Source organism: Streptococcus sp. ELY_86, from assembly GCF_058314495.1.
Map to the genome: position 1 here is coordinate 322,372 of NZ_JBZFUK010000002.1, position 22,656 is coordinate 345,027.

A 22,656-nucleotide genomic window follows, 5' to 3' on the forward strand; every position below is an offset into this window, starting at 1 on the left:
CCGGTTTTTCTTCTGTATAACTTTGATGCTTCTGATACACCCATCCCTTCTCACAGCAGCTGCACCCACTCATGTCATTCTTCTTCCAGACTGATCTTATCTGCCAAAAAGTCAAAGCCTTCCGGAATAAAATCGGCTTCTTTGTCAGGTTTTTCGTCTTGGTCAGTCTTAGTTGCTTTGATACTCTGGGCAAATTCGCTGCGGATAGCGTTGAAGTCTGCCCGCGGTACAGCCATAATCTTTGGTGAAAAACCAGACGCCTGACTCATGATATTGCCAAATATGTCATTGAGGTTCGATCGCTTCATGACCTGCTCGGCATTAAAAGCAGCATCAAAAGCTAAAATTGCATTTTCACTGTTGGCAAGGACAGGTTCAGACCCCATCAAAAGGGCTCGATCCTGCACTGAAATGCTGTCTAAAATCTCATTCCAAGAGCTTTTCAGAGCATCCAGATACTGACGGGACTTTTGGCTGTCTGCCACTGTTTCCCGCATGATAGTCATGACCTTGTCCTTATCCACCTTGTAGCGGAAAGTCTTGGTTTTTGGCTTTTGAGGCTCCTGAGCAGTATCTGTTTTTTGAACAGACTGCAGTGCCTGTTTTAATTCTTTGATTTCGGCTTTTAATCCATCAATTTCCTGAGCCATATCGGCCGGAAGTTCCTGTGTCTGCACCTTGTTTTTGTTTTCACTCAGGCGAATGGTCATCATTTCCGCATAGATTTTAGGATGCGTTCCGTTTTTTATTTCCGGCAGACTCTTCGTCACGGCATCAATCATTCTGAAAACAGCATCCTGAGACAGGGATAAATTGTCCTGAAAGGCCTGCCCTTGATGCGTATTGTCACCGCCTGCCTGAACTATCAAAATATCTCTGAAATAATTGAGCAAATCGGTCGCAAAACGGCTCATGCTCTTGCCGCTGTCAAAAATAATTTCCAGATCGCTCAACGCCTGACTGGTATCATGGTTTAAAAGATCTGACACATAATTATCCAGAGCACTCAGGCTGATACTGCCGGTAATTTCTTCGGCTATTTCCAGCGAAACATGCTTATCGGCAGTCAAGCTGAGAGCCTGATCCAAGATAGAAAGGGCATCCCGCATGCCGCCTTCGGCTCGTTTGGCAATCAAGCTGAGAGCTTCTTCATCAAAGGTAACCCCTTCTTTTTGGAGGATTTCTGCCAGGTGCTCCTGAATAGCCTTGGTTTTAATGGTCTTAAATTCAAAACGCTGCACCCGTGACAAGATAGTCGCAGGAATCTTGTGCAGCTCGGTTGTCGCCAGAATAAAGACGACGTTCTCTGTTGGCTCTTCAAGCGTTTTTAACAAGGCATTAAAGGCACCGGCAGACAGCATATGAACTTCATCAATGATGTAAACCTTGTAAGTGGCTCGGCTGGGCGCATAGGTTGACTTGTCACGAATTTCCCGAATTTCATCAACACCATTGTTTGAGGCCGCATCGATTTCGATGACGTCTTCAAAACTGCCGTTAGTAATATCATGGCAAATATCACATTGGTTGCAGGGTTCGCCGTCTTTTTGATGAGGACAGTTCATGGCTTTGGCAAAAATCTTGGCAGCACTGGTCTTTCCTGTTCCTCTGGGACCTGAAAACAAATAGGCATGGCTGATTTTGCCTGAGGCAACCGCCTGCTTTAAGGTCGTTGCCACAACTTCCTGCCCAACCATCTCATCAAAAGTCTGGCTGCGATACTTCCGATAAAGCGCTTGATACATTAGTTTTTCACTCCAAACATGTCAAAATTCCAATCGCTTGCCCTAATCAGCTCAGCAACAAAAGCTTCCAGATACTCCTGATCGATCGCATCATAATCAGAAGTCAAACGAGAATCCAAATCAAGTACACCGACAACCTGTCCATCTATTGCCATAGGCACTACAATTTCACTCATGGCAGCGGAATCACAGGCGATATAGTTTGTGTGCTTCGTAACATCAGCCACAATCAGGGTTTGTTTGGTCTGAGCAGCTTCCCCGCAGACGCCCTTGCCAAGAGCAATACGAACGCAGGATACATTGCCCTGAAAAGGACCCAAAATCAACTCGTATCCATCAAACAGATAAAAACCTGTGAAAACCGAATTCGGCAAGGTCTGCTGTAAAAGTGCACTGGCGTTGGCCAGATTAGCAAGTGCATTAGGCTCGTCAGCAAAAAGCGCTTTAGCCTGCGCCAGCATGAGTTGGTAGTTTGCGATTTTTTCTTGTCTGTTCATAATTTCTATTATAACAAAAAAACGCCCTCAAGGGCGAATTTTTAAAGGTAAACATTTTTGTGCAGCTCAAAGAGCTGTGGTGATGTTACCCTTAAGCTTTTTAACTGTGAAACAAGGTCTTATTCTTCTGTACCAATAAGCTTGTCTCCAACGATGGCCGCAAGAACACCGCCAACAATTGGTGCACAGATGAAGATCCAGACTTGCTTGAGCGCTTGACCGCCAACAAAGAGAGCAGGTGCTAAGCTGCGGGCAGGGTTAACTGAAAGCCCGGTAATGTTAAGACCAACAAGAATCATCAGAGCCAAAGTCAAACCAATGACAATACCTGCAATTTTTCCGTTTCCTTTGCTTTCAGATGTCACCGTTACAATCACTAAAACAAAGATGAATGTTGCGATTGTTTCAAAGAGAAAACCTCCCAGAGGTGTGACACCGTTTGCCAAGGCGTTTTGTCCAAGTCCGATTTTATCCAGAGACATACCTGAATTTGTCATCAAAAAGAAGACAGTTGCTGAGGCAAGAATAGCTCCGACGACTTGTGCTGCGATATAGTTGACAAGTTCCTTAGCATCCATACGCTTGTTGACAAACATCGCGATGGAAACTGCCGGGTTGAGATGAGCACCTGAAACGGCTCCGATTGAGTAGGCTGCTGCTACGATAGACAGCCCAAAAGCAAGGGCAATGCCTAGATGACCAACCCCTCCAGCTCCTACGCCATTACCAAAAACAACTGTTCCGGTGCCGACGAAAACAAGGATAAAAGTTCCGATTAATTCGGCAAAAAATTTTTTCATTTTCATGTCCTTTCCTAAATGATATGTTTTAACACAAACCTATTATAGCCTCTCTTCTTTGAAAATTCAATGGATATGACTTGAAAATAAAATGTTTTTCAATAAATCAGTAGTTGATTTACCATAGTTGACACAAATCTTTTTCCAAATTATCTGCGCAGGCCATTCAATCCATCAGCACTGAATGCAGTTGCCCCTGCACTAAAAAATCACTCTTGCGAGTGATTTTTTCAGCTTAATAGTACTCACCTTGGCGGTAATTCCATGAATTAAAGGTATCTGACAAGTGCATCATGATTTTATCAATGTCAAGACCCTTGCGAATAACGACCGGACACGGCTCAACAGAACGGCTGTCTTTGCCTTGTTCAGGAATGAGCTTTCCGTCTGCATCCACCATTGAAACCATAACACCTTGTTCATAGCGGGTTTCAACAGTTTTGTCCGGTTGGATGGATGCTACATAATCATCGGCTTCGATGACAAGGTCAACCTTTGATTCGATACGCTCACCGATGCCTTCAACCTTACCGCGATTGCCCTTGCCTGACGGATTGGCTGATGAAGCATAGACCATGCGGCCTTCTTTTTCCCACATTTCTTTGGCCAGCTGTTCTCCGGCAACACCAAACTTGATCACAAAGCATGATGTTCCGCGAGCATCAGTCATCAGCTCTTCACGGCCGTCACCAATGGCTTTCAAATCAGCATAAGCATCTTTACGCCATGGTAAGATACAACCCAAAAGAATGTCTTCATCCCAATGTTTTTGGTAAAAAGCTTCAATTTCAGGGGTCAGCTGAGCAAGCGCCCGCAGCTCATCCATGCTGCCGCACAGCACCACACCCGGTTTGTTGCGCTTACGTTCTTTGGCATCAAATTTGCGTTCAAGTCCTTCCTTGTCAGCAGTCATGATGATGTAGCCAACCTTGGTCGGACAAACGATAACGCCGCCTTTGCCCTTAATAATTTCAAGACCTTCTTGTGAAAGATTTCCATCCCAATGGATATGTTTTGTCATGAGTTTTCTCCATCTAAATTAATAATACTTTTTTATTTTATCATGCTTAATCCCTAAAAGCAATGTTATTTATTGATTTTTCAGAACTTTCTAAACTTTATAAAACAGCCTACTGCCAATAGCTGGGGCGGTTTTTTTCGTATTCGTTAATCAGGTCTTCGTACTGAAGTGTGATACCGATATCGTCCAAACCGTTTAGCAGCTTATGCTTCCAGTCACCGTCAATGTCAAAGCTGAACTCTCCCACCGGCGAAAAGATTTTTTGCTCGTAGAGATCAACTGTTACCTCATCTGTCGGTGCCAGCCCAGCCAGTTTATCACGAACTTCCCGGGGCTGAATAATGGGCAGGATGCCATTGTTTAAATCGTTATTGTAGTGAATATCGCCAAAAGAACCGGCCACAATGACCTTAAAACCATAGTCCGCCAAAGCCCAGGCAGCATGCTCCCGCGAAGAACCTGCTCCAAAATTATCACCTGTAATTAAGATACTGGCCTTGCGGTATTCCGGCTTGTTGAAAATAAAGTCCGGATTTTCAGTATAGTTATGATCCAAATACCGCCATTCATACATGAGATACTTGCCGAAACCTTTTTTATCAATTAATTTTAAAAATTGCTTAGGCAAAATCTGGTCCGTATCAATATTGTCGTTCATGAGCGGAACTGTCGTTCCTGTATAAATTGTAAATTTTTCCATATTAAACCTGTGCCTCCGGTAACTGACGAACATCTACAAAACGGCCGGCAATTGCGGCTGCCGCTGCCATAGCCGGACTGCAAAGGTGAGTTTTGGCACCGACTCCCTGCCTGTCTTCAAAATTGCGGTTGCTGGTTGAGGCACAGTGCATGCCTTCAGGCACCTTGTCAGGGTTCATGCCCAAACACATGGAGCAGCCCGGATCCCGCCATTCAAAACCGGCTTCCATAAAGATCTTGTCTAAACCAATCTTTTCAGCAGCTCTTTTGACAGGCCGACTGCCCGGCACCACAATGGCGGTCAGATTAGGCGCAATATGCTTACCGGCCACATACTTAGCAGCTTCTTTGAGGTCACTGAGTCTGGCATTGGTGCAAGAGCCTAAAAAGACATAGCCCAACTCAATATCCTCGGCTGTCTGACCCGGCTGCATATCCATGTAATGATAAGCCCGCTCATCATTCATATCTTTGATTTCAGGAAAGGCCTGACCGAAGGCCACTCCCATTGACGGATTGGTGCCCCAAGTAACCATAGGAGCTAACTCTGAGACATCCATTTCAATGACCTTGTCATATTGGGCATCATCATCTGACACCAAGGTTTTCCAATCTGCAACGGCCGTCTCAAAATCCCGAGGAACACACTCCCTGCCTCTAAGATAGTCAAAGGTCTTTTGGTCAGGATTCATAATCCCCATTTTAGAGCCAAATTCAATGGACATATTGCAAATGGTCATGCGTTCTTCCATGCTGAGAGCATCAACCGCTTCGCCCACATATTCGACAACATGGCCCACCCCGACAGCAACACCGTACTTGGCAATCAAGGCCAAAATATAGTCTTTGGAATAAACCCCTTTTTGCGGACGTCCTGTAAATTTAACTAATAATTTCTTTGGTTTCACCTGCCAGATGGTCTGGGTGGCAAAGACGTGCTCTACTTCCGTTGTCCCGATGCCAAAGCCGATTGCGCCAAAAGCCCCGTGAGTGGCCGTATGGCTGTCGCCGCAGACAATAAATTTCCCTGGCTGGGTGCGGCCCGTTTCAGGGCCGACCATGTGCACAATTCCTTGATTTTCAGAACCGTGGTCAGCATGAGGAATTTCAAATTCGACAACATTTCTGGCAAGAGCATCCATCTGCGCCTTAGAGATAACATCGCGAATGTCATAGATATTGACTGTCGGCACATTATGATCAAAGGTGCCAAAGGTCAGATCAGGACGGCGCACTTTTCTTCCTGCATCCCTAAGCCCCTGAAAAGCCTGAGGACTGGTGACCTCGTGGATATAGTGCTGATCCACATACATCAGCTGGGGCTCGCCTTCTTTCCCTGTTATCACATGGCGATCCCATAGCTTATCAAAAATTGATTTTCCACTCATACTAGATTCTCCAAAAAATGTAAATGACGATTATATCTATCAACAATCCCACTAGCCAAGCTAGCCAAAAGTAAGGTTTTCTTATCTTATGGCGAAAGAGGCAGCCTGCCAATAAAGAGCCTATGCCACCTAAGCCAAAACTTTCCAGCAAGAGCGTTTTTTCTGAAATTCTCCAGGCACCGCGTTTTGCTTTACGCTTGTCTATTCCATAAGTGATAAAGACCAGCAGGTTCCAAGCTGCTAAGCTAAGAGAGAGTAGTGTTTTGACAGTCATAAATTAGCAATAACAGCTGCGGTCATCTGTGCGGTGTCAGCTGAGCCGCCTAAGTCACGCGTTAGAATACCCTGTGTCAGCGTCTTGTCAACAGCATTTTCAATCATCTCAGCGCCGGCTGTTTCGCCAAAAGAATCACGCAGCATCATGGCAACCGACAAAATCATGGAAATAGGATTAGCGATACCCTGACCGGCAATATCAGGAGCTGAACCGTGAATGGGTTCGTAAAGGCTCGGTCCATTTTCGGAATGACTGGCTGACGGCATCACTCCCAGCGTTCCCGGTAAAACACTGGATTCGTCTGATAAAATATCGCCAAAAAGATTTTCTGTGACGACCACATCAAAGCGGGCAGGATCTGTAATCATCAGCATGGCTGCGCTGTCTACCAGCTGATGCTCCAAGGTAACATCAGGGTATTCTTGGGCCACTTCATCGGCCATCTTTCGCCAGAGTTTTGATGTCGCCAAAACATTTTGCTTGTCAATACTGGTTACTTTCTTACTGCGTCCGCGTGCAATCTCGAAGGCTTTGCGCAGGATACGGCGAATTTCAGCAGCGGAATAATCATTGACATCACGCGCTGAATCAGCGTTTAACCTATGCTCACCAAAGTAGATGCCGCCTGTCAATTCACGCACAACGACAAAGTCAACCCCTTCAATACGTTCAGGCTTCAAGGGTGATAAGTGCTTGAGAGCGTTAAAGATACGTACTGGGCGGATATTGGCAAAGAGATTGAGCTCCTTGCGGATGGCTAAGAGACCTTGTTCGGGACGAACAGGTGCTTGATCGTATTGCGGACTGCCGATTGCGGCTAAAAGGATGGCATCTGCCGACTTTGCAGCTTCCAGAGTGTCCTTAGGCAGCGGGTGGCCGCCGGCATCAATTCCTGCACCGCCAAAGGCTTTGGCCTGAGTTTCATAAGCAAAGCCTGTTTTAGCAGCAACCGCGTCTAAAACTTCCAGACCGGCTGCCATAATTTCCGGGCCGATGCCGTCTCCTGCCAGTGTTACAATCTTTTTCATTTTTCCTCCTAGTCGTTGCTTGGGTAATCGCGTTCCGAAACTTTGTGCCCGATTTCACCGGCATTTTCTTTTTGAACAAAGGTATTGGCGTTAATATAGGCAATGGCGCTGGCTTTCAAAACGTCAAAGTCAAGCCCAGAAGCATTGAAGATGGTATCTGTATCCACATTTTCAACGGAAACCAGCACCCGTGCCTGAGCATCAATACCGTCTGTAACAGCCTCAATATTGTAGCTGTCCAGCTTAACGGTTTGATTAAAGAATTTATCAATAGCATTAAAGATGGCCTCTACAGAGCCCTTGCCGTTAGCAATAATATCAACTTCTTCGCCATCTTCATTAACCATGATGACCTGTGCTGTGATGGTATCGTCTTCATTTGATGTCAGCCGCAAATCTTTGAAATGGAAGCCTTCTGGATTTTCAACACTGGTTCCTGCCACCAAGGCTCTGATATCCGCATCAGTGATATCATGCTTTTTGTCAGCCAAAGCTTTAAATTTGGCAAAGAGAGCTGCAATTTCAGACTCTTCAAAGTCCAGAGCCAGTTCTTTTAGTTTTTCAACAAAGGCATGGCGGCCGGATAATTTGCCAAGCGGCAGTGAGCTCTTTTTAACACCGACCAATTCAGGCGTGATAATTTCATAAGTAAGAGGGTTCTTAAGCACACCGTCCTGATGAATACCGGACTCGTGTGAGAAAGCATTCCCGCCGACAACTGCTTTATTTTTAGGAACGGCAATCCCTGAAAAACGCGACACCAATTCAGAAGTATTAACCGTTTCATTAAGCACAATGTCAGAAGAAGCCTCAAAATAATCCTCACGGATATTGAGCGCTACGGCGACTTCTTCAAGGGCAACATTCCCGGCACGCTCACCAATACCATTGACTGTTCCTTCAACACGGCCTGCACCGGCCTTAATAGCTGCCAGAGTATTGGCTGTTGCCATACCGAGGTCATCATGGCAGTGAGGACTGAAGATGATTTTACGGTCGGATTTTACATTTTCAATCAAATACTCAAAAATATGCCCAAATTCTGCCGGCGTTGTGAAACCAACCGTATCAGGAATGTTGATGTAAGTTGCTCCGGCATCAACAGCCGTCTGGACAACTTCCAGCAGGAAGTCAAGCTCTGTACGGGTTGCATCTTCCGGTGAAAATTCAACCACGTCAAACTTAGAACGGGCATAGGCAACATGTTCCTTGATAGCTGCCAAAATTTCTTCCTTTGATTTTTTGAGTTTAAACTGACGATGGATTGGGCTGGTCGCAATAAAGACATGGCATTGAGGAAATTTGGCATCCTTGATGGCTTCATAACAGGCATCAATGTCAGATTTGACTGAGCGCGCCAGACCGGACACAGCTGTCGTTGTCATCGCTGCTGCAATTTGCTTAACTGCTTCGAATGAATCCGGACTGGCTGCCGGAAAACCTGCTTCAATAGAGGAAATGCCCCATTTTTCCAGCTGCTTAGCGATGGCAACTTTTTCTTTTACCGAAAAATTGACGCCGGGCGTTTGCTCACCATCACGAAGTGTCGTGTCAAGAAATTCAACCTTGTGCATAAAATACCACCTTCTAATTGAAAAATCATAATGGACTTAAATGGCTTTAAGATGTCTTCAAATGCATTCCAAACCAGTCTATAAACCTGAATCCGGCATTCAAAACAGCAACTCGCGGCTATTAAGCTCCTTTAAGCCATTACATAAAGTAAAAAAACATCTCACTTGGAAACCCAAGCGAGATGTTTTCTTTTCCCGCTTGGTAAGCCAAACAGGACTAATGCTTTTGCACTAGCCCACACACCTCAACAACAAAACGTCATTTCGTGTTAACATTTGACTTTTCCTTTCGATGTTTATTGCTACTATGATACCCTATTTTCACAGACCTGTCAAGAAAGTTGGGGCAATTTTCTGAAAAATCAAATAATGAATGCCAACTGCTTTTTCAAAAACCAAACAGTTATATACATAAAGCCATAGCTGCAGCATTCTGCGCTATAAGCAGAAAAAACGGAAAATTCTCCGTCTTTTCCTTTGCTTGACTCATCGGATAGCTTGTTTGGTCTGTGCATCAAAGAAGTGCCCTTTGGCTACATTGAAGGTCAGCTGAACCTTTTCTCCCGGCTGATACACATCACGGGCATCCACCCGGGCTGTGAACTCATTTTCTCCCAGCCGGACATACAGCATAGTCTCTGACCCCAGCAGCTCTGAAACCTGAACCTCTGCTGCCACTGTCGCTGCCGGATAAGTCTCTTGAGCAATGGGCCGGCTGGACAGATCTTCCGGACGGATTCCAAAGATCACTTCCTTGCCCAGATACCCTTTGCTTTCCAGAAGCTTAGCCTGACCCTGCGGCAGACCAAGCTCCAAGCCTCCCTCGCCAACCAAGCGCTCTTTCTCAACAGTCACCTTGAAGAAATTCATAGCCGGACTGCCGATAAAACCTGCCACAAACTGGTTAGCCGGCTGATTATAAAGCTCCTGCGGTGTTCCAATCTGCTCCACTCGGCCAATGGTGCCTGAACCGTCTTCATTTTTAGTCGAACTCATGATGACAATACGGTCGGCCAGAGTCATGGCTTCGGTCTGATCGTGGGTCACATAGATGGTGGTGGCGCCGATACGGCGGTGGATCTTGGCAATCTCTGCCCGCATGGACACCCGAAGCTTAGCATCGAGGTTAGAGAGCGGCTCATCCATCAAAAAGACCTTGGCATCCCGGACAATGGCCCGTCCCATGGCCACCCGCTGGCGCTGACCGCCTGAAAGGTCTGCCGGCTTGCGGTCAAGAAACTCACTCAAGCCAAGAATCTGAGCAGCTTCTTTCACCCGCTGATCAATAGCGTCTTGGGAATATTTGCGGAGTTTGAGCCCAAAGGCCATATTGTCATAGACACTCATGTGCGGATAGAGGGCATAGTTTTGAAAGACCATGGCAATATCACGGTCCTTGGGAGCCTTGTCATTGACCACTTCATCATCAATGCTCAGCTCTCCCTTGCTGATATCCTCGAGACCCGCTACCATGCGCAGAGTAGTTGACTTCCCGCAGCCTGACGGACCGACAAAAACGATAAATTCCTTATCCTTAATCGTCAAATCAAAATCCTCAACCGCATAATGGCTGGTATTGGGGTATTGTTTATAAATGTGATTCAAACGTAATTCTACCATAAGCTTCTCTCTTTACTCCTTTTTAGTCAAAATAGATGGGGTGATCATTTTCAGTAACACGGTAATCAAGTGTTTTCAAATTAATCTCCGCCCTTGCCTCTACCGTTTTAGCTGCATTGCTGCGGGTAATAATTACGGTGTTTTCATCCGGATTTGTAACAGCAATGCTTCCATCAAGATCAAAGGCTGCCGACTGATTGCGGTAGGTAAACAGCTTGAGCAGGGATTTAACAATGGGACGCTCAACTTCCTGCGCCAGTTCCTCACTCGTATAATAGTGGCGGTTGATATTGCGCCCTTCCTTGGTCTTTTCCAAAAGTTCCAAGTCATTTCTGCCGGCTAAGAAACCAACATAGTAGACCTGCGGAATTCCCGGAGCAAAGGCCTGAATGAGACGGGCCGCAAAATATTTGCGGTCATCATCGCCAAGCGCCGAATAATAAGTCGTATTGATTTGATAAATATCTAAGTTATTGTACTCAGCCGTTGAGTATTTGCGGTTGACATTGGCACCGACTTTATAGAGCTCATCTGAGGTATAGGCAATTTCTTCGTCCGTTAAAATGTCCTTGACATCTACAACGCCGATCCCATCATGGGTATCCAGGGTCGTGAATTGTTTCATGGGACTCTTTTTCAGCCAGCCTGCCAGACGCTTGGCTTTTCCGCTGTAGAGCGAGTAAAGCGTCACCATGGGCAGGGCAAAGTCATACACAAAGTAATCATGATCCGCCAGTTTAAACTGGATGCTATAATGCTCATGGATTTCCGGTAAGATATCAGCGCCGGCTGATTGTGCCATCTCCTGCACTTTAGAGAGCAGATCCCAGATTTCAGGCTCCACAAAGAAATCATTGGTATCTACTTTTTTCACGGCGTAAGCAAAAGCATCCAAGCGAATCAGGTCACAGCCGTTGGCTGCTAAGTGTTCGATGGTCTCTTTAATGAAGTCCATAGTCACTTGTTTGGTGACATCAAGGTCGATCTGCTCCTCACCAAAGGTATTCCAGAGATGTTCCGTGCTGCCGTCCGCAAAGACAATTTCCTGCATGGGCGCACGGTCTTTGCGCTTATAAATCAAATCCACATCGGCCTGAGTGGGGCGGCCCTGCGGCCAGAATTTTTCCCAGCGCAGGAATAAATCTGCATAGGCCGAAGCGTCTTTTTTAGCCTGAAAATCCTTATAGTATTTCGACTGACGGGAGAGGTGATTGATCATAAAGTCAAACATAAGATAGTACTTTTCCCCCAGGCGCTTAACGTCGGTCCAATCGCCAAAGGCAGGATCGACCTCATCGTAGGCAATGGGGGCAAAGCCGCGATCCCCGGTTGAGGGAAAGAAGGGCAGCAGGTGCACCCCGCCGACGGCCGCACCAAAGTAGCGCTCCAGATTGTCTTCTAATTCTTTTAAATTCTTACCCAGACTGTCTGAGTAAGTAATGAGCATGGTTTGATTTTTGATGGACATAGTGAACTCCTCATCTTCAGTTAACTTTAATCGTTGAAACGGATAATGTCTGAACCCTTGTCTTTCCTTGAGAACGAAGAGACAGGCAATCAGCAGCAGCTTTTTCATAAAAGGTCATGGACAGTGTTTTTTCCTGATTAACAAAGACTTCAACAGACGATGTGTCTCTTACGATCTCAAGCTCCAAATCAGCAGCAGCTAAATCGCTGATATCAAGGCTTCGGCTGTTCAAAACCGGATTTTCCAGCCCCTTGATTGCATAGCCGAAGTTTTCTCGGCTTAAACTCAGACAATCCTCATCAGCATGGTAGGCCAAACTGATTGCCGCCCTGCCGTCTGCTTGTAAAGGATAAAGCAATTCCCATGAAGACTCTCTCGAAATGTTGAGCTCAATGAATTGCTGAGAGCCTGTAATAGCGTTAAACTCCAAAGGATGATCCGATGTCAGCTGCCCCTGCCACTCTTTGACGGTATTGCAATATTCATAGAGTGCTGAAACAGGTTTTTGACATAATCTACTGTTTTTCACACTTAACTGCCTTGGCAGAGTCATCATACCGGCCCATCCGTGACCTAAATCATGTGTCGGAATATTGCGCTGCCACATCTGCATCCAGGCAATCATTATGCGATTGCCGGAATCATCCAAGCAGGTCTGCGGCGCATAAAAATCCAAACCGCTGTCAATTTCATGATAATTGTCAACACTTAATTTGCCGCTTTCCCAATCAAGTTCTCCGATAAAAGCTACAGTCGAATTCAAATTTTTATAGGCATGGCCTTGTGCCTTCATTTCAATCGGTGAGACGAGGAGCACCCATTTACCATCCAGCTCAAACAAATCCGGGCACTCCCACATAATTCCTTGTTCTGGCGTGCCTTCTAAGAGAACCGATTTGAAGGTCCACTCTTTAGTATTGTCTGATTGAAACAGCAAAATCTGCCCTCTGCTGTCACGCGTTTTTGAAGCAACTACAGCATAATAACGGCCGTCTTTGGCAAATATCTTCGGGTCTCTGAAGTCTGCGATATCCGCGATACCTTCTATATGAGAATCCGCAATGACGGGGTTCAAGGGCGATTTTTCAAAAGTAATACCGTCCGTAGAATAAGCCATGCACTGAGTCTGCCTGATTTTACCGTCTTGATTGACGAAACCGGTGTACATGAGAACCAGCTGATCATTAGCAACAACTGCACTTCCTGAAAAGCAGCCGTCTCTGTCATAAGGCTCATCCGGTGCAAGAGCTGCAGGCAAGTCCTCCCAGTGGATTAGATCTTTTGATTTGGAATGGCCCCAGTGCATGGGACCCCAAACACTGTCATAAGGATAAAACTGATAAAAAAGATGGTACTCTCCCTTGTAGTAAACAAAACCATTGGGATCATTTATCCAGCCGATTGGCCCCATGACATGAAATTTCTCTCTGTAGCGGCTGTCTGTCTCACTTTTATGTTTTTCAATATACTGGTTAACTTTGTCAATACTTCTTCCCATTTACATCTCCTATTTGATACCTGTTCCAGAGCTCCCCAAACCTTGAACAATATATTTTTGAGCAACCACATAGACGATAATCAATGGGATAGTGGAGATCGTCAAAACGGCCATAACTTGGTTGATATAAACAGGCTGTGTTGTATTAATAGTTGTAATCGCTACCTGCATTGAGAATTTTGACGAATCTGTCAAAACCATCAACGGCCAGATGTAATCATTCCAGCTGCTGATAAACGACAAAACCCCTACGGTGGCTACTGCCGGTTTTGACATGGGCAGCATAATCCTAAAGAAAGTCTGTACGATTCCTGCCCCATCCATGCGTGCAGATTCAACGATTTCTTCCGGAATGGCAATAAAGAAATTTCTAAACAAGTAGATATTAAAAACGCTGGCCATTCCCGGAATAATAACCGCCAAACGATTATTAACCAGACCTAAAGTATTAATGATGGTGAACTGCGGAATCAGTATGGTTTCCATCGGAATAATCAACAATCCCAACAAAAGACCAAAAAGGATCTTTTTCCCGGTAAAATCAATTCTGGCAAAGGCAAAACCTGCTAAAGCATTGATGATAATGGAACCCAGAGCAAAGGTCACTGAATAGAAAATACTGTTGCCCAAATAAGTAAAAATACTGAAACGGCTTAAAATTTCCTGATAGGGTTTGAACCAATTTGCCGGATTCAGACTTGGCAAAAAGGCTTTCCATGATGTCAAGTTATTATAAACATCAGCTTCCAGTTTCATGGAAGAAACAATCATCCAAACCATCGGAAACAGGAATAAGAATGCTAAAAGAGTCAGCAGGACATATTCTAAAATTTTAATAGGTTTGATTTTCATGATCAGTCATCCTCCTTTAGCACGCGTCTTTGTACAAGGGTAATAAGGCCAATAACGGTCGTAAAGACTAAAGCGATTGAGCTTGAGTAACCAACCAAACGATCGGTGAAACCTTTTTGGTAGATATAATAAACCATGGTCATTGTTGAGTTCATTGGTCCTCCTTGAGTCATAACCATTGGCTGTACAAGGAGCTTGAAGGCTGAAATCAAGGTCGTCAGCAAAACAAACAAGGCTGTTGGTTTTAGCAGCGGCAAAGTGATGTAACGAAATTGCTGAAATTTTGAAAAGCCATCAAGTTCTGCTGCTTCGTAAACATCGTGAGGAATATTTTGCAGACCGCCAAGGAATAAGAGCATTTGATAGCCGGCTCCCTGCCAGGCAGAAACCAAAATAATCGCATACATGGCTTGTTTAGGACTGGTCAGGAAAGGCTGTGAAGCAATTCCGATGCGATTCAATAAGGCATTGAGCAAACCATTATTAGGATTTAACAAATACAGCCAAAGAATCGAAATGACAACCAGCGACATGACTACCGGTGCAAAGAAAGCAACTTTGAAAAACACATTTCCCTTGCGCGGTTTGTTAATAATCAAGGCCATGCCGAGAGCCAATCCCAGCTGAACAGGAATAATCCAGACAACAAATTTGGAAGTATTTAAAATACTCTTTAGAAAAATGGGATCTTGTGCAAGTTTGATAAAATTATTTAAGCCGACAAACTGCTTGGCATCCGGTGTCAGCAAATAATAGTTGGTAAAAGCATAGTAGAAAACCATGCAAACCGGAATCACCAGAAAAATTAACAGCAGTATCAAGGCAGGCGACAAAAATGCATAACCCAGCAAATTATTTTTTAACTTATTATTTTTATACATTCATTTACCCTTTCTAAATGGCAGAAAGAACAGCTTTTTAATACTGCAGCTGAAAATCTGCCGTCGTTTTTTGTCAGTCCAGAGCGTCGTCAATCGCCTGCTGCATTTCTTTAGCCTTTATATCAAGTGCTTTTTTAACATCAGGATTTTCTTTGTAGTAACTGATATCCTGCATAGCCTGCTGAAAGGCACGCGATACTTGCGGATAAGCCACGACAACCGGACGAGCATGGCCGGACTTTTGATTTTGTTCCATCAAGAAGGCCATTTCTTTAGGAACTTCATCTTTCATGTCCTCAATTGTTGATTTGCGAATTGGAAGAACACTGTTGGCCAGACTGATAATTTTACTTGATTTTGTATTCGTTGCATACTTGACAAATTCTGCCGCAATTTTTGGTTTGTCCGATTTTGAAGTCACTGCAATCTGCCAGCTTCCTGTCGGTGAAACCAGCTTTTTCGTTTTATCTGATACCGGATATGGCAAAATACCATAGTCAACATTCTTATAGTTTGCAGCCATATCATTGATTGTCCATGAACCGCTTAGGAGCATAGGATAAACCTCTGTTTCAAATCCTTTTTCTACAGGACTGATGGTTGTATAACCCTTCCTAACCAGATTTTGGATAAATTCGACTGCTTCTACTGTTTTTTGGCTGTTAAAATAGCCTTCTGCCTTGGTTCCTTTGCTGTTAACAACGGTGCCCCCATTTGACCAAATCAGCGGCATGTAAGCATACGGCAGCATTTCATCAATAGAATTCAGTTTGAAATCAATAGCAGGTCTTTTGAAATGTTTTTTCAGCTGTTTGCTGATGCTATTAAATTCCGACCATGTCCAAGGGTCATCAATGGTTGGCAGCTTTGATAAATCAATGCCTGCTTCTTTAAACATTTTTTTGTTGTAATAAACACCGACACTGGACTCTGAATAACCAAAAGCATAGAGCTTGCCTTTATACGTTCCCTGCTGTTTGATACTGTCCAAAACATCGTCCATATTGGCATCTTTGACATATTTATCAAGCGGGATAATCACTTTTGCATGGGCATAAGCAGCTGTATTGGGGCCGTCTAAGGTAATAACATCCGGCAAATTATCAGCTGTAATGGCCGCATTAACCTTATCTTCATATCCGCCGCCGCTGCCGCTTCGAGGGATGTATTCTGTAACGGCTTTGTACTCACCCTTATGTTCCTTGTTAAAACCGCTGACAATTTCCTTCCAAGCCTTCCCTTCTGCAGTTTCATCTGAAAACTGAACCCAAATTTTAATGGTATTCGGGTCTGAATCCGTTTTTTGATTCTTTGCCCCTCTGCCGCATCCCGCAAGGGAGCCCAGTACAAGGGCAGAAACTGCTGCCAATCCGACTAATCCTTTACGCATGGCGTTCCTCCTGACTTTTTCTTTTTTGGAAACGTTTCAATTTTTAAGTAAAAAGAAAAGGGCTTTTATAAAATGGAAACGTTTCAAATACAAGTAAATTATAAGCGCTTTCATTAGTTTTGTCAAGCCCCTTTTTCGAAATTGCGTCTATTTTTTAGTTGTCCCTCCTTCTTTAAACTGAACAGGAACAATGATTCTTTTTTCTGCCGAAACACCGTTGATCAAATTCAGCAGCAGCTCCACAGCTGACTTGGCCAAAAGATCGGTTGACTGGCTGATGGTCGATAAAAAATAATCTTGGCTAATAGCTGATTTCAAACCGTCAAAACCAATGATTTGATAGTCTTTCGGTGCTTCTTTGCCCAGCTTTTTCAGCACTTTCATAACAGTCAGAGCCATAAAATCATTAACAGTAAAAATTCCGTCAATTTGCGGATGATCTAAGAAAAATTTTTCTAACTTACCTTCCAGATCTTCAATAGGTTCCGGCAAGTCACATTTTTCCACCGCAAAACCTTCTTTTTCACTGTAGGCATAAAACCCTTTTTTGCGATTGGTCGTTTCATTTTCAAACTTATTTTTACCGCCGATATAGGCCAGATGCTTGGCACCTCTCTCAATCAAATTTTGAGCAGCCAGCTGTCCGCCTAAAAAATTATCCGACGTGACATAAGGAATATTTTCAGAGAAATGCCGGTCAATACTGACAAAGGGCAGATTGGTTGAAACATACTGGTCAATATCGGAATAGGTGATTCCGATAATCCCGTCAACCTTGTTACTCTTCAGCATTTCAAGGTATTTGATTTCATTTAGGGCATTTTCTTCAACATTGCAAATGTAAAGCCTGTAGTCAAACTTACTTAAATTCTTTTCGGTATAGTAAGCAAATTCTGAAAAAAAAGGGTGCCAGATTGTCGGAATAAGCAGTGCAATACTGTTGCTTCTATTTGTTTTCAGCCCTCTGGCATATTCGTCCGGCTGATAATTAAGCTCTTTGATAGCAGTCTGTACCTTCTTATAAGTGCTGTCTTTGACCCTGACTCCGTTAATGACACGTGAAACAGTCCCGACACCGACTCCTGCCAATGCAGCAACTTCTTTCATCGTTACTTTCATAGCTTACTCCACTTCACTTTAATATCTTTATTGTAGCACTATCAGAAAGCGTTTTCTAGTTTTTTATTCTTTTTTCAGCATCATTTCCATTTTTGCTAGTTTTGCAGGCAGGCAAAAAGCACAGATGAACCTGTGCTTTAGTAAGAATCTTTTAGAATGCTGGCAATTTTGGTGTTGATCAGATCAATAGCTACCACATTAGAGACGCCTTCCGGGATAACAATATCGGCATAACGCTTGGTCGGTTCAATAAACTGATGGTACATGGGTTTAACGACCTCCATATACTGCTCAATGATACTGTCAAGACTTCTGCCGCGCTCTTCCATATCGCGCTTGATACGCCGGATAATGCGAATGTCATCATCAGTGTCCACAAAAAGTTTGATGTCCATCAAATCACGCAGACGCTCATCTTCCAAAACCAAAATCCCTTCCACAATAAAAACGTCCTGCGGCTCTTGCCGATACGTTTTTTCGCTGCGCGTATGCTGCGTATAATCGTAAATAGGAATATCCACCGGACGCCCCGCCTGCAGCTCCTTGATGTGTTCAATCATCAAATCCGTATCAAAAGCCAGAGGGTGATCGTAATTGGTCGTAACACGCTCTTCAAAGGTCAGATGACTCTGATCCTTATAATAAGAATCGTGCTCAATCATAGCAATCTTAGCACTGGGAAAGTGAGATAAAATTTCCCGTGAAACGCTGGTCTTTCCTCCGCCGGAACCGCCTGTGACACCAATAATAATCGGTTTTTTTCGCATAATAAACAAGAAGGACACTAAATAGCTAAATTTTGACTATTAGTCTGAAACAGCCCGAAAAAACAGCGTCAGACTGTTTATTGCTGCATCAGCCTTCATAAATGAAGCTTTTGTCCTTTTTCATTCCTTTCTTTTACTTCACTGAAATATCTTCCTATCTATTTTACACTAAATCATGTTATAATGAAATAAAAATTTAAAGAGCCGGAGGCATCCTATGCTTAAACTTGGTATTATCGGAACTGGATCTATTTCACATCAGTTTATCGAAGCCGCTGATCTGTCGCAAAAGTATCAGCTGACAGCTGTCTATTCACGAAAGCTGGAAACAGCAGAAACTTTTTCTGCCCGTTACCATGATGTCTTTTGCTATGAAAATTTGGCTGATTTTTTGGAACATGATTTTGATGTCCTCTATATTGCCAGCCCAAACGCACTTCACTTTGAACATGCAAAGGCTGCTCTGGAAGCCGGCAAACATATTATTGTTGAAAAACCAGCTTTTTCAAAACCCGAAGAGCTGGCTGAGATTATTCAGCTGGCAGCTGCTAAGGATCGCTTCTTCTTTGAGGCGGCCAGAAACTACCATGAAGCATCGATGGCTGTTATCAAAGACTTTCTGGCTCACAAAACCATCATCGGCGCTGATTTTTCCTACGCTAAATATTCTTCAAAAATGAAGGATCTGCTTGATGGGAAAATGCCAAATGTCTTTTCAGACAGGTTTTCAGGCGGAGCCCTTGTTGATCTGGGAATTTACCCCATTTATGCGGCTTTGAAGCTGTTCGGCAAACCAAAAAGTGTTAATTACACTGCCACACAGCTGGAAAACACGGTTGACTTAAACGGCAACGGCAATCTGATTTATCCGCATTTTCACGTATCTATCAGAACCGGAAAAAATTACAACACCCTGGAATATGCCGAAATTTACACGACCGACGGGACCTTGCTGCTCAATCATATTCAGGGGATTAGCTCTGCTGTTTTCCAAAAACTTGACGGCACTCGCGAAAAATTGGCGCTCGCAGAAATTGAGCACCTGATGCTGGAAGAGGCCGATCATTTTTCTCAAATGATTGCAAATCCAGATGAAACACTTTACCAGATTTGGCTGGAGGACGCAAAGTCTGCCAGTCAGATCCTCTATCAAATGCGCCAAAGCGCAGGCATTGTATTTAAGGCGGATAACCAATGAACACACACTTTCCAAGCAGCTGGCAGGATAAACTTCAGCAGCTCCATTTTGCAGACTTTACCCAGATTCAAAAAGAAGCTTTTGAACCCATCAAAAACGGGCAAAACTTTCTGGGTATAAGCCCCACGGGAACAGGAAAAACACTGGCTTATCTCTGGCCCAGTCTGTTAACTCTTCAGCCTAAAAAGGCTCAGCAGCTGCTGATTTTAGCACCCAACAGCGAATTAGCCGGACAGTTATTTGAAGTGACCAAAACCTGGGCTGAACCTCTTGGTCTGACAGCTCAGCTTTTCCTGTCGGGCTCCAGCCAAAAGCGGCAAATCGAGCGCTTGAAAAAAGGCCCTGAAATTCTCATCGGAACTCCGGGTCGAGTCTTTGAGCTGGTCAGACTCAAGAAAATCAAGATGATGGCTGTCAATACTATTGTTCTGGATGAATTTGATGACCTCTTAAATGACTCCCAGTACCAGTTTGTCGAAGGGATTGTTAATCGTGTGCCTCGCAGCCACCAAACGATTTATATGAGCGCTACAAACAAGCTCAGCACAGCCGATCTGGCAGCAGACACCCTTACGGTTGATTTATCCGATCAAACATTAGACAGCATTTCGCACTACTATATCACTGTCGATAAGCGGGAGCGCGTGGAACTCCTGCGCAAATTTACCAATATCCCCGATTTTCGCGCCTTGGTCTTTTTCAACAGTCTGTCTGATTTGGGAGCCAGCGAAGAACGCCTGCAGTACAGCCATGCGTCTGCTGTCTCACTGGCCAGCGATGTCAATGTAAAATTCCGCAAGGTTATTCTTGAAAAATTTAAAGAGCACGAGCTGGCTTTGCTCTTAGCGACTGATTTGGTAGCGCGCGGGATTGATATTGACGGGTTAGAATACGTTATTAATTTTGACCTTGCACGCGATAAAGAAACTTATACCCACCGGGCAGGCCGCACAGGCCGCATGGGAAAAACAGGCGCAGTTATCACCTTTATCAGTCATAAGGAAGAACTGAAAAAACTGAAAAAATTTGCCAATGTATCAGAGCTTTTCTTAAAAAACCAAGTTTTACGTTCAAAATAAAAGAAGCACATAAAAAATGCCGGAACATTTTGTTCCAGCATTTTCAATTATTTCTCTGCTTTCTTTGTTAATGCATTAACTATCGAAAAGAGATTAAGCCAAATTATCAATGACATCTTGCAAATGAGAGATAGCTTCTGCCGGCAGAGCTGATTTTGGATTCTTTTGGTTGAATGATTCTAAGTACTGCAGACGCACTTTCATCCGCTGACGGATAATTTTAACGTAAGCCTGATCAAAGTTAGGAACTTTGTAATCAGACGAAGCTAAATATTCAAACCCTTTGACAGAGCCGAAAGGCTTGAATTCTGCCGTGCCGTCCACAACTTGTTCAATCACGCCTAAAGAGGTTTCTTTAGGAATTTTTTGACCTAAATAAGAACCGGTATTGATAATATAGCACTTAACGCCTGATTCAAACAAATGCTGGAATTTCAGATAATCTTCCACCAGCGGATAGACACGGAATGGATTTGCATACGGTTCAATAATCAAAGTGTCCAGACTGTCTGAAGTATTTTCAGCAGTTGAACGTGTGGTGATTAGGGTACAGCCCATTGTTGACGCCATAACCGGATCTGTAATCCTGATAAGCGGTGGCAGAGAATCATCTTTCATGATCCAAAAGATCGATTGAATCGGATCATCAATGCGGTCAACACGGTTCGGTGTTGAGAAACGTGATTTGATTGTACGTCCGTTACCGTTGCGGACGTCTTCTGTCACCAAACGAAGATGCCCTTCTTTATCCAAGGCAGCACCGCAGTTTTGAACGGTTACAAAGTATTTTTGTTCTCTGTGCCCTGCCGGATAATCACTGGTCTTATCGAAATAGGAAGGTTCCAGAGCGATTGTTGAGCCGTCTTCCTCAGAAATGACAAAGGCATCGTCATGCAGCACATTAATATTGTATTTACCGTCATGTTTTGCATGGGTTAATGTTGATTTACCGGAACCGGAAAGTCCGAAGAAAGAAGCTACGTGTGATTCTTGATTGTCTTTTTCAAAAATTTTCAGTCCGCCGTGGCAGGCAACAAACTTATTCCGATTGGCAGTACCCCAAGCTAAGGTCAGCGTTGCTTTCTTCAATTCTCCAAAATAGTGAAGACCCAAGATAGCTGCACAGTTATGATTCGTGTCAAAGTAAACCAATCCATCCGGATAATCAGGGTGGCTCCATTCCGGATCTGAGAAGATATAAATATCCGTTTCTTCATAGCGTTTGGAATTTTTCAAACGTGCACGGTAGGTATCGTTTAACATCTGGAAGTTATTAAGCCATGAATACAGATTATTGATATCATCCTGCGGAACCATCAAATGAGCGCGGAGCATGAAGGCTTCATCAAGGCCTACAATAGCATCTGCACGGTAAAAGGTGCGGTGTCTTGCTTGGAAAATTGCTTCACGCACAATTTGCAAAATTTTAGCATCTTCTGCACTGTCTCGTCCGAAAATCCGACGTGCTTTGGCAGTCCGCCCGACAATACCGCCTGAATTTTCCAAGAGGATTTTAGCATCCCGCGGAAGACCCAAATCATCGGCGTGAGCAACTGGTGAATCTAAAACGATAGTATTGGGAGCTTTAGCGGCTAAGCGGTAAGCTTCTGCCAGCCCCTTTAACGAAACCACGTGATTTTCGTAAAAAGCAGTTTCGATGGTTGTCTTTAATGCTGAAAAATAAGGGTTATTTTTGCGCATAGACTCTTCTGAAAAATGTTGTCGTGTGACCATTATATTCCTCCTCAAAATATT

Annotated in this window: 20 protein-coding genes; 2 read left to right on the top strand and 18 right to left on the bottom strand. The window is 44.1% G+C overall.

What is annotated here, in order from left to right; all coding sequences use genetic code 11:
• Window positions 1-74 precede the first annotated feature (74 nt).
• The 17 genes from dnaX to udk all read right to left on the bottom strand — a co-directional run bounded on the left by dnaX (window position 75) and on the right by udk (window position 18,624).
• Window positions 75-1,745 carry a DNA polymerase III subunit gamma/tau gene (gene dnaX, locus AC4HAN_RS04500; protein WP_491091401.1) on the bottom strand — a complete coding sequence of 557 codons (1,671 nt, stop codon included), beginning with the start codon at window positions 1,743-1,745 and terminating at the stop codon, window positions 75-77.
• Window positions 1,745-2,242, bottom strand: coding sequence for a GAF domain-containing protein (locus AC4HAN_RS04505; protein WP_491091402.1), 498 nt, complete (start codon window positions 2,240-2,242; stop codon window positions 1,745-1,747). Before AC4HAN_RS04505 ends, dnaX begins: the two co-directional genes overlap by 1 nt.
• Before the next feature lie 119 nt (window positions 2,243-2,361).
• The gene (locus tag AC4HAN_RS04510) at window positions 2,362-3,042 is read right to left on the bottom strand and encodes an MIP/aquaporin family protein (RefSeq protein ID WP_491091403.1); all 681 of its coding nucleotides are present in this window, start codon (window positions 3,040-3,042) and stop codon (window positions 2,362-2,364) included.
• Between the two features lie 235 nt (window positions 3,043-3,277).
• Window positions 3,278-4,063: an L-threonylcarbamoyladenylate synthase gene (locus AC4HAN_RS04515; RefSeq protein ID WP_491091404.1), complete on the bottom strand. Its 786-nt coding sequence runs from the start codon at window positions 4,061-4,063 to the stop codon at window positions 3,278-3,280.
• 109 nt (window positions 4,064-4,172) lie between these two features.
• Window positions 4,173-4,763, bottom strand: a complete 591-nt coding sequence (gene leuD, locus AC4HAN_RS04520) for a 3-isopropylmalate dehydratase small subunit (protein ID WP_491091405.1) — start codon at window positions 4,761-4,763, stop codon at window positions 4,173-4,175.
• Between the two features lies 1 nt (window position 4,764).
• Window positions 4,765-6,150 carry a 3-isopropylmalate dehydratase large subunit gene (gene leuC / locus AC4HAN_RS04525; protein WP_491091406.1) on the bottom strand — a complete coding sequence of 462 codons (1,386 nt, stop codon included), beginning with the start codon at window positions 6,148-6,150 and terminating at the stop codon, window positions 4,765-4,767.
• Between the two features lies 1 nt (window position 6,151).
• The gene (locus AC4HAN_RS04530) at window positions 6,152-6,424 is read right to left on the bottom strand and encodes a DUF1294 domain-containing protein (protein WP_491091407.1); all 273 of its coding nucleotides are present in this window, start codon (window positions 6,422-6,424) and stop codon (window positions 6,152-6,154) included.
• A complete protein-coding gene (gene leuB / locus AC4HAN_RS04535) occupies window positions 6,421-7,455 on the bottom strand; it encodes a 3-isopropylmalate dehydrogenase (protein WP_491091408.1) in 1,035 nt (344 codons plus the stop codon). Before leuB ends, AC4HAN_RS04530 begins: the two co-directional genes overlap by 4 nt.
• An 8-nt stretch (window positions 7,456-7,463) precedes the next feature.
• Window positions 7,464-9,029: a 2-isopropylmalate synthase gene (locus tag AC4HAN_RS04540; protein WP_491091409.1), complete on the bottom strand. Its 1,566-nt coding sequence runs from the start codon at window positions 9,027-9,029 to the stop codon at window positions 7,464-7,466.
• 486 nt (window positions 9,030-9,515) lie between these two features.
• Window positions 9,516-10,649, bottom strand: coding sequence for an ABC transporter ATP-binding protein (locus AC4HAN_RS04545; RefSeq protein ID WP_491091410.1), 1,134 nt, complete (start codon window positions 10,647-10,649; stop codon window positions 9,516-9,518).
• Between the two features lie 22 nt (window positions 10,650-10,671).
• On the bottom strand, window positions 10,672-12,117 hold the full coding sequence (gene gtfA / locus AC4HAN_RS04550) for a sucrose phosphorylase (protein WP_491091411.1): 1,446 nt from the start codon (window positions 12,115-12,117) through the stop codon (window positions 10,672-10,674).
• A gap of 16 nt (window positions 12,118-12,133) precedes the next feature.
• Window positions 12,134-13,615, bottom strand: a complete 1,482-nt coding sequence (locus tag AC4HAN_RS04555) for a glycoside hydrolase family 32 protein (RefSeq protein ID WP_491091412.1) — start codon at window positions 13,613-13,615, stop codon at window positions 12,134-12,136.
• Between the two features lie 9 nt (window positions 13,616-13,624).
• Window positions 13,625-14,467: a carbohydrate ABC transporter permease gene (locus tag AC4HAN_RS04560; protein WP_491091413.1), complete on the bottom strand. Its 843-nt coding sequence runs from the start codon at window positions 14,465-14,467 to the stop codon at window positions 13,625-13,627.
• 2 nt (window positions 14,468-14,469) lie between these two features.
• Window positions 14,470-15,348, bottom strand: a complete 879-nt coding sequence (locus AC4HAN_RS04565) for a carbohydrate ABC transporter permease (RefSeq protein ID WP_491091414.1) — start codon at window positions 15,346-15,348, stop codon at window positions 14,470-14,472.
• A gap of 73 nt (window positions 15,349-15,421) precedes the next feature.
• Window positions 15,422-16,738, bottom strand: coding sequence for an ABC transporter substrate-binding protein (locus tag AC4HAN_RS04570; RefSeq protein ID WP_491091415.1), 1,317 nt, complete (start codon window positions 16,736-16,738; stop codon window positions 15,422-15,424).
• Window positions 16,739-16,885: 147 nt separating this feature from the next.
• Window positions 16,886-17,857 (bottom strand): LacI family DNA-binding transcriptional regulator, encoded by a 972-nt coding sequence (locus AC4HAN_RS04575; RefSeq protein ID WP_491091416.1) that lies wholly within the window; start codon window positions 17,855-17,857, stop codon window positions 16,886-16,888.
• A 137-nt stretch (window positions 17,858-17,994) separates the two neighbouring features.
• On the bottom strand, window positions 17,995-18,624 hold the full coding sequence (gene udk / locus AC4HAN_RS04580; RefSeq protein WP_491091417.1) for a uridine kinase: 630 nt from the start codon (window positions 18,622-18,624) through the stop codon (window positions 17,995-17,997).
• Window positions 18,625-18,841: 217 nt separating this feature from the next.
• Between udk and AC4HAN_RS04585 the strand changes: the two genes are divergently transcribed.
• Window positions 18,842-19,822, top strand: a complete 981-nt coding sequence (locus AC4HAN_RS04585; protein ID WP_491091418.1) for a Gfo/Idh/MocA family protein — start codon at window positions 18,842-18,844, stop codon at window positions 19,820-19,822.
• On the top strand, window positions 19,819-20,901 hold the full coding sequence (locus AC4HAN_RS04590; RefSeq protein WP_491091419.1) for a DEAD/DEAH box helicase: 1,083 nt from the start codon (window positions 19,819-19,821) through the stop codon (window positions 20,899-20,901). Before AC4HAN_RS04585 ends, AC4HAN_RS04590 begins: the two co-directional genes overlap by 4 nt.
• A 93-nt stretch (window positions 20,902-20,994) precedes the next feature.
• Here the strand turns inward: AC4HAN_RS04590 and AC4HAN_RS04595 are convergent, their stop codons facing one another.
• Complete coding sequence (locus AC4HAN_RS04595; RefSeq protein WP_491091420.1) at window positions 20,995-22,635, bottom strand: phosphoenolpyruvate carboxykinase (ATP); 1,641 nt, start codon at window positions 22,633-22,635, stop codon at window positions 20,995-20,997.
• Window positions 22,636-22,656: the final 21 nt, after the last annotated feature.

Excerpts from the sequence above, each read along its gene's own strand:
- gtfA (WP_491091411.1), bottom strand. The coding sequence starts at position 12,117 with ATGTCCATCAAAAATCAAACCATGCTCATTACTTACTCAGACAGTCTG.
- AC4HAN_RS04530 (WP_491091407.1), bottom strand. The coding sequence starts at position 6,424 with ATGACTGTCAAAACACTACTCTCTCTTAGCTTAGCAGCTTGGAACCTG.
- AC4HAN_RS04545 (WP_491091410.1), bottom strand. The coding sequence starts at position 10,649 with ATGGTAGAATTACGTTTGAATCACATTTATAAACAATACCCCAATACC.
- AC4HAN_RS04570 (WP_491091415.1), bottom strand. The coding sequence starts at position 16,738 with ATGCGTAAAGGATTAGTCGGATTGGCAGCAGTTTCTGCCCTTGTACTG.
- AC4HAN_RS04575 (WP_491091416.1), bottom strand. The coding sequence starts at position 17,857 with ATGAAAGTAACGATGAAAGAAGTTGCTGCATTGGCAGGAGTCGGTGTC.
- dnaX (WP_491091401.1), bottom strand. The coding sequence starts at position 1,745 with ATGTATCAAGCGCTTTATCGGAAGTATCGCAGCCAGACTTTTGATGAG.
- leuC (WP_491091406.1), bottom strand. The coding sequence starts at position 6,150 with ATGAGTGGAAAATCAATTTTTGATAAGCTATGGGATCGCCATGTGATA.
- AC4HAN_RS04560 (WP_491091413.1), bottom strand. The coding sequence starts at position 14,467 with ATGAAAATCAAACCTATTAAAATTTTAGAATATGTCCTGCTGACTCTT.
- AC4HAN_RS04595 (WP_491091420.1), bottom strand. The coding sequence starts at position 22,635 with ATGGTCACACGACAACATTTTTCAGAAGAGTCTATGCGCAAAAATAAC.
- AC4HAN_RS04515 (WP_491091404.1), bottom strand. The coding sequence starts at position 4,063 with ATGACAAAACATATCCATTGGGATGGAAATCTTTCACAAGAAGGTCTT.
- leuB (WP_491091408.1), bottom strand. The coding sequence starts at position 7,455 with ATGAAAAAGATTGTAACACTGGCAGGAGACGGCATCGGCCCGGAAATT.
- AC4HAN_RS04590 (WP_491091419.1), top strand. The coding sequence starts at position 19,819 with ATGAACACACACTTTCCAAGCAGCTGGCAGGATAAACTTCAGCAGCTC.
- leuD (WP_491091405.1), bottom strand. The coding sequence starts at position 4,763 with ATGGAAAAATTTACAATTTATACAGGAACGACAGTTCCGCTCATGAAC.
- AC4HAN_RS04585 (WP_491091418.1), top strand. The coding sequence starts at position 18,842 with ATGCTTAAACTTGGTATTATCGGAACTGGATCTATTTCACATCAGTTT.
- AC4HAN_RS04565 (WP_491091414.1), bottom strand. The coding sequence starts at position 15,348 with ATGTATAAAAATAATAAGTTAAAAAATAATTTGCTGGGTTATGCATTT.
- AC4HAN_RS04540 (WP_491091409.1), bottom strand. The coding sequence starts at position 9,029 with ATGCACAAGGTTGAATTTCTTGACACGACACTTCGTGATGGTGAGCAA.
- udk (WP_491091417.1), bottom strand. The coding sequence starts at position 18,624 with ATGCGAAAAAAACCGATTATTATTGGTGTCACAGGCGGTTCCGGCGGA.
- AC4HAN_RS04505 (WP_491091402.1), bottom strand. The coding sequence starts at position 2,242 with ATGAACAGACAAGAAAAAATCGCAAACTACCAACTCATGCTGGCGCAG.
- AC4HAN_RS04510 (WP_491091403.1), bottom strand. The coding sequence starts at position 3,042 with ATGAAAAAATTTTTTGCCGAATTAATCGGAACTTTTATCCTTGTTTTC.
- AC4HAN_RS04555 (WP_491091412.1), bottom strand. The coding sequence starts at position 13,615 with ATGGGAAGAAGTATTGACAAAGTTAACCAGTATATTGAAAAACATAAA.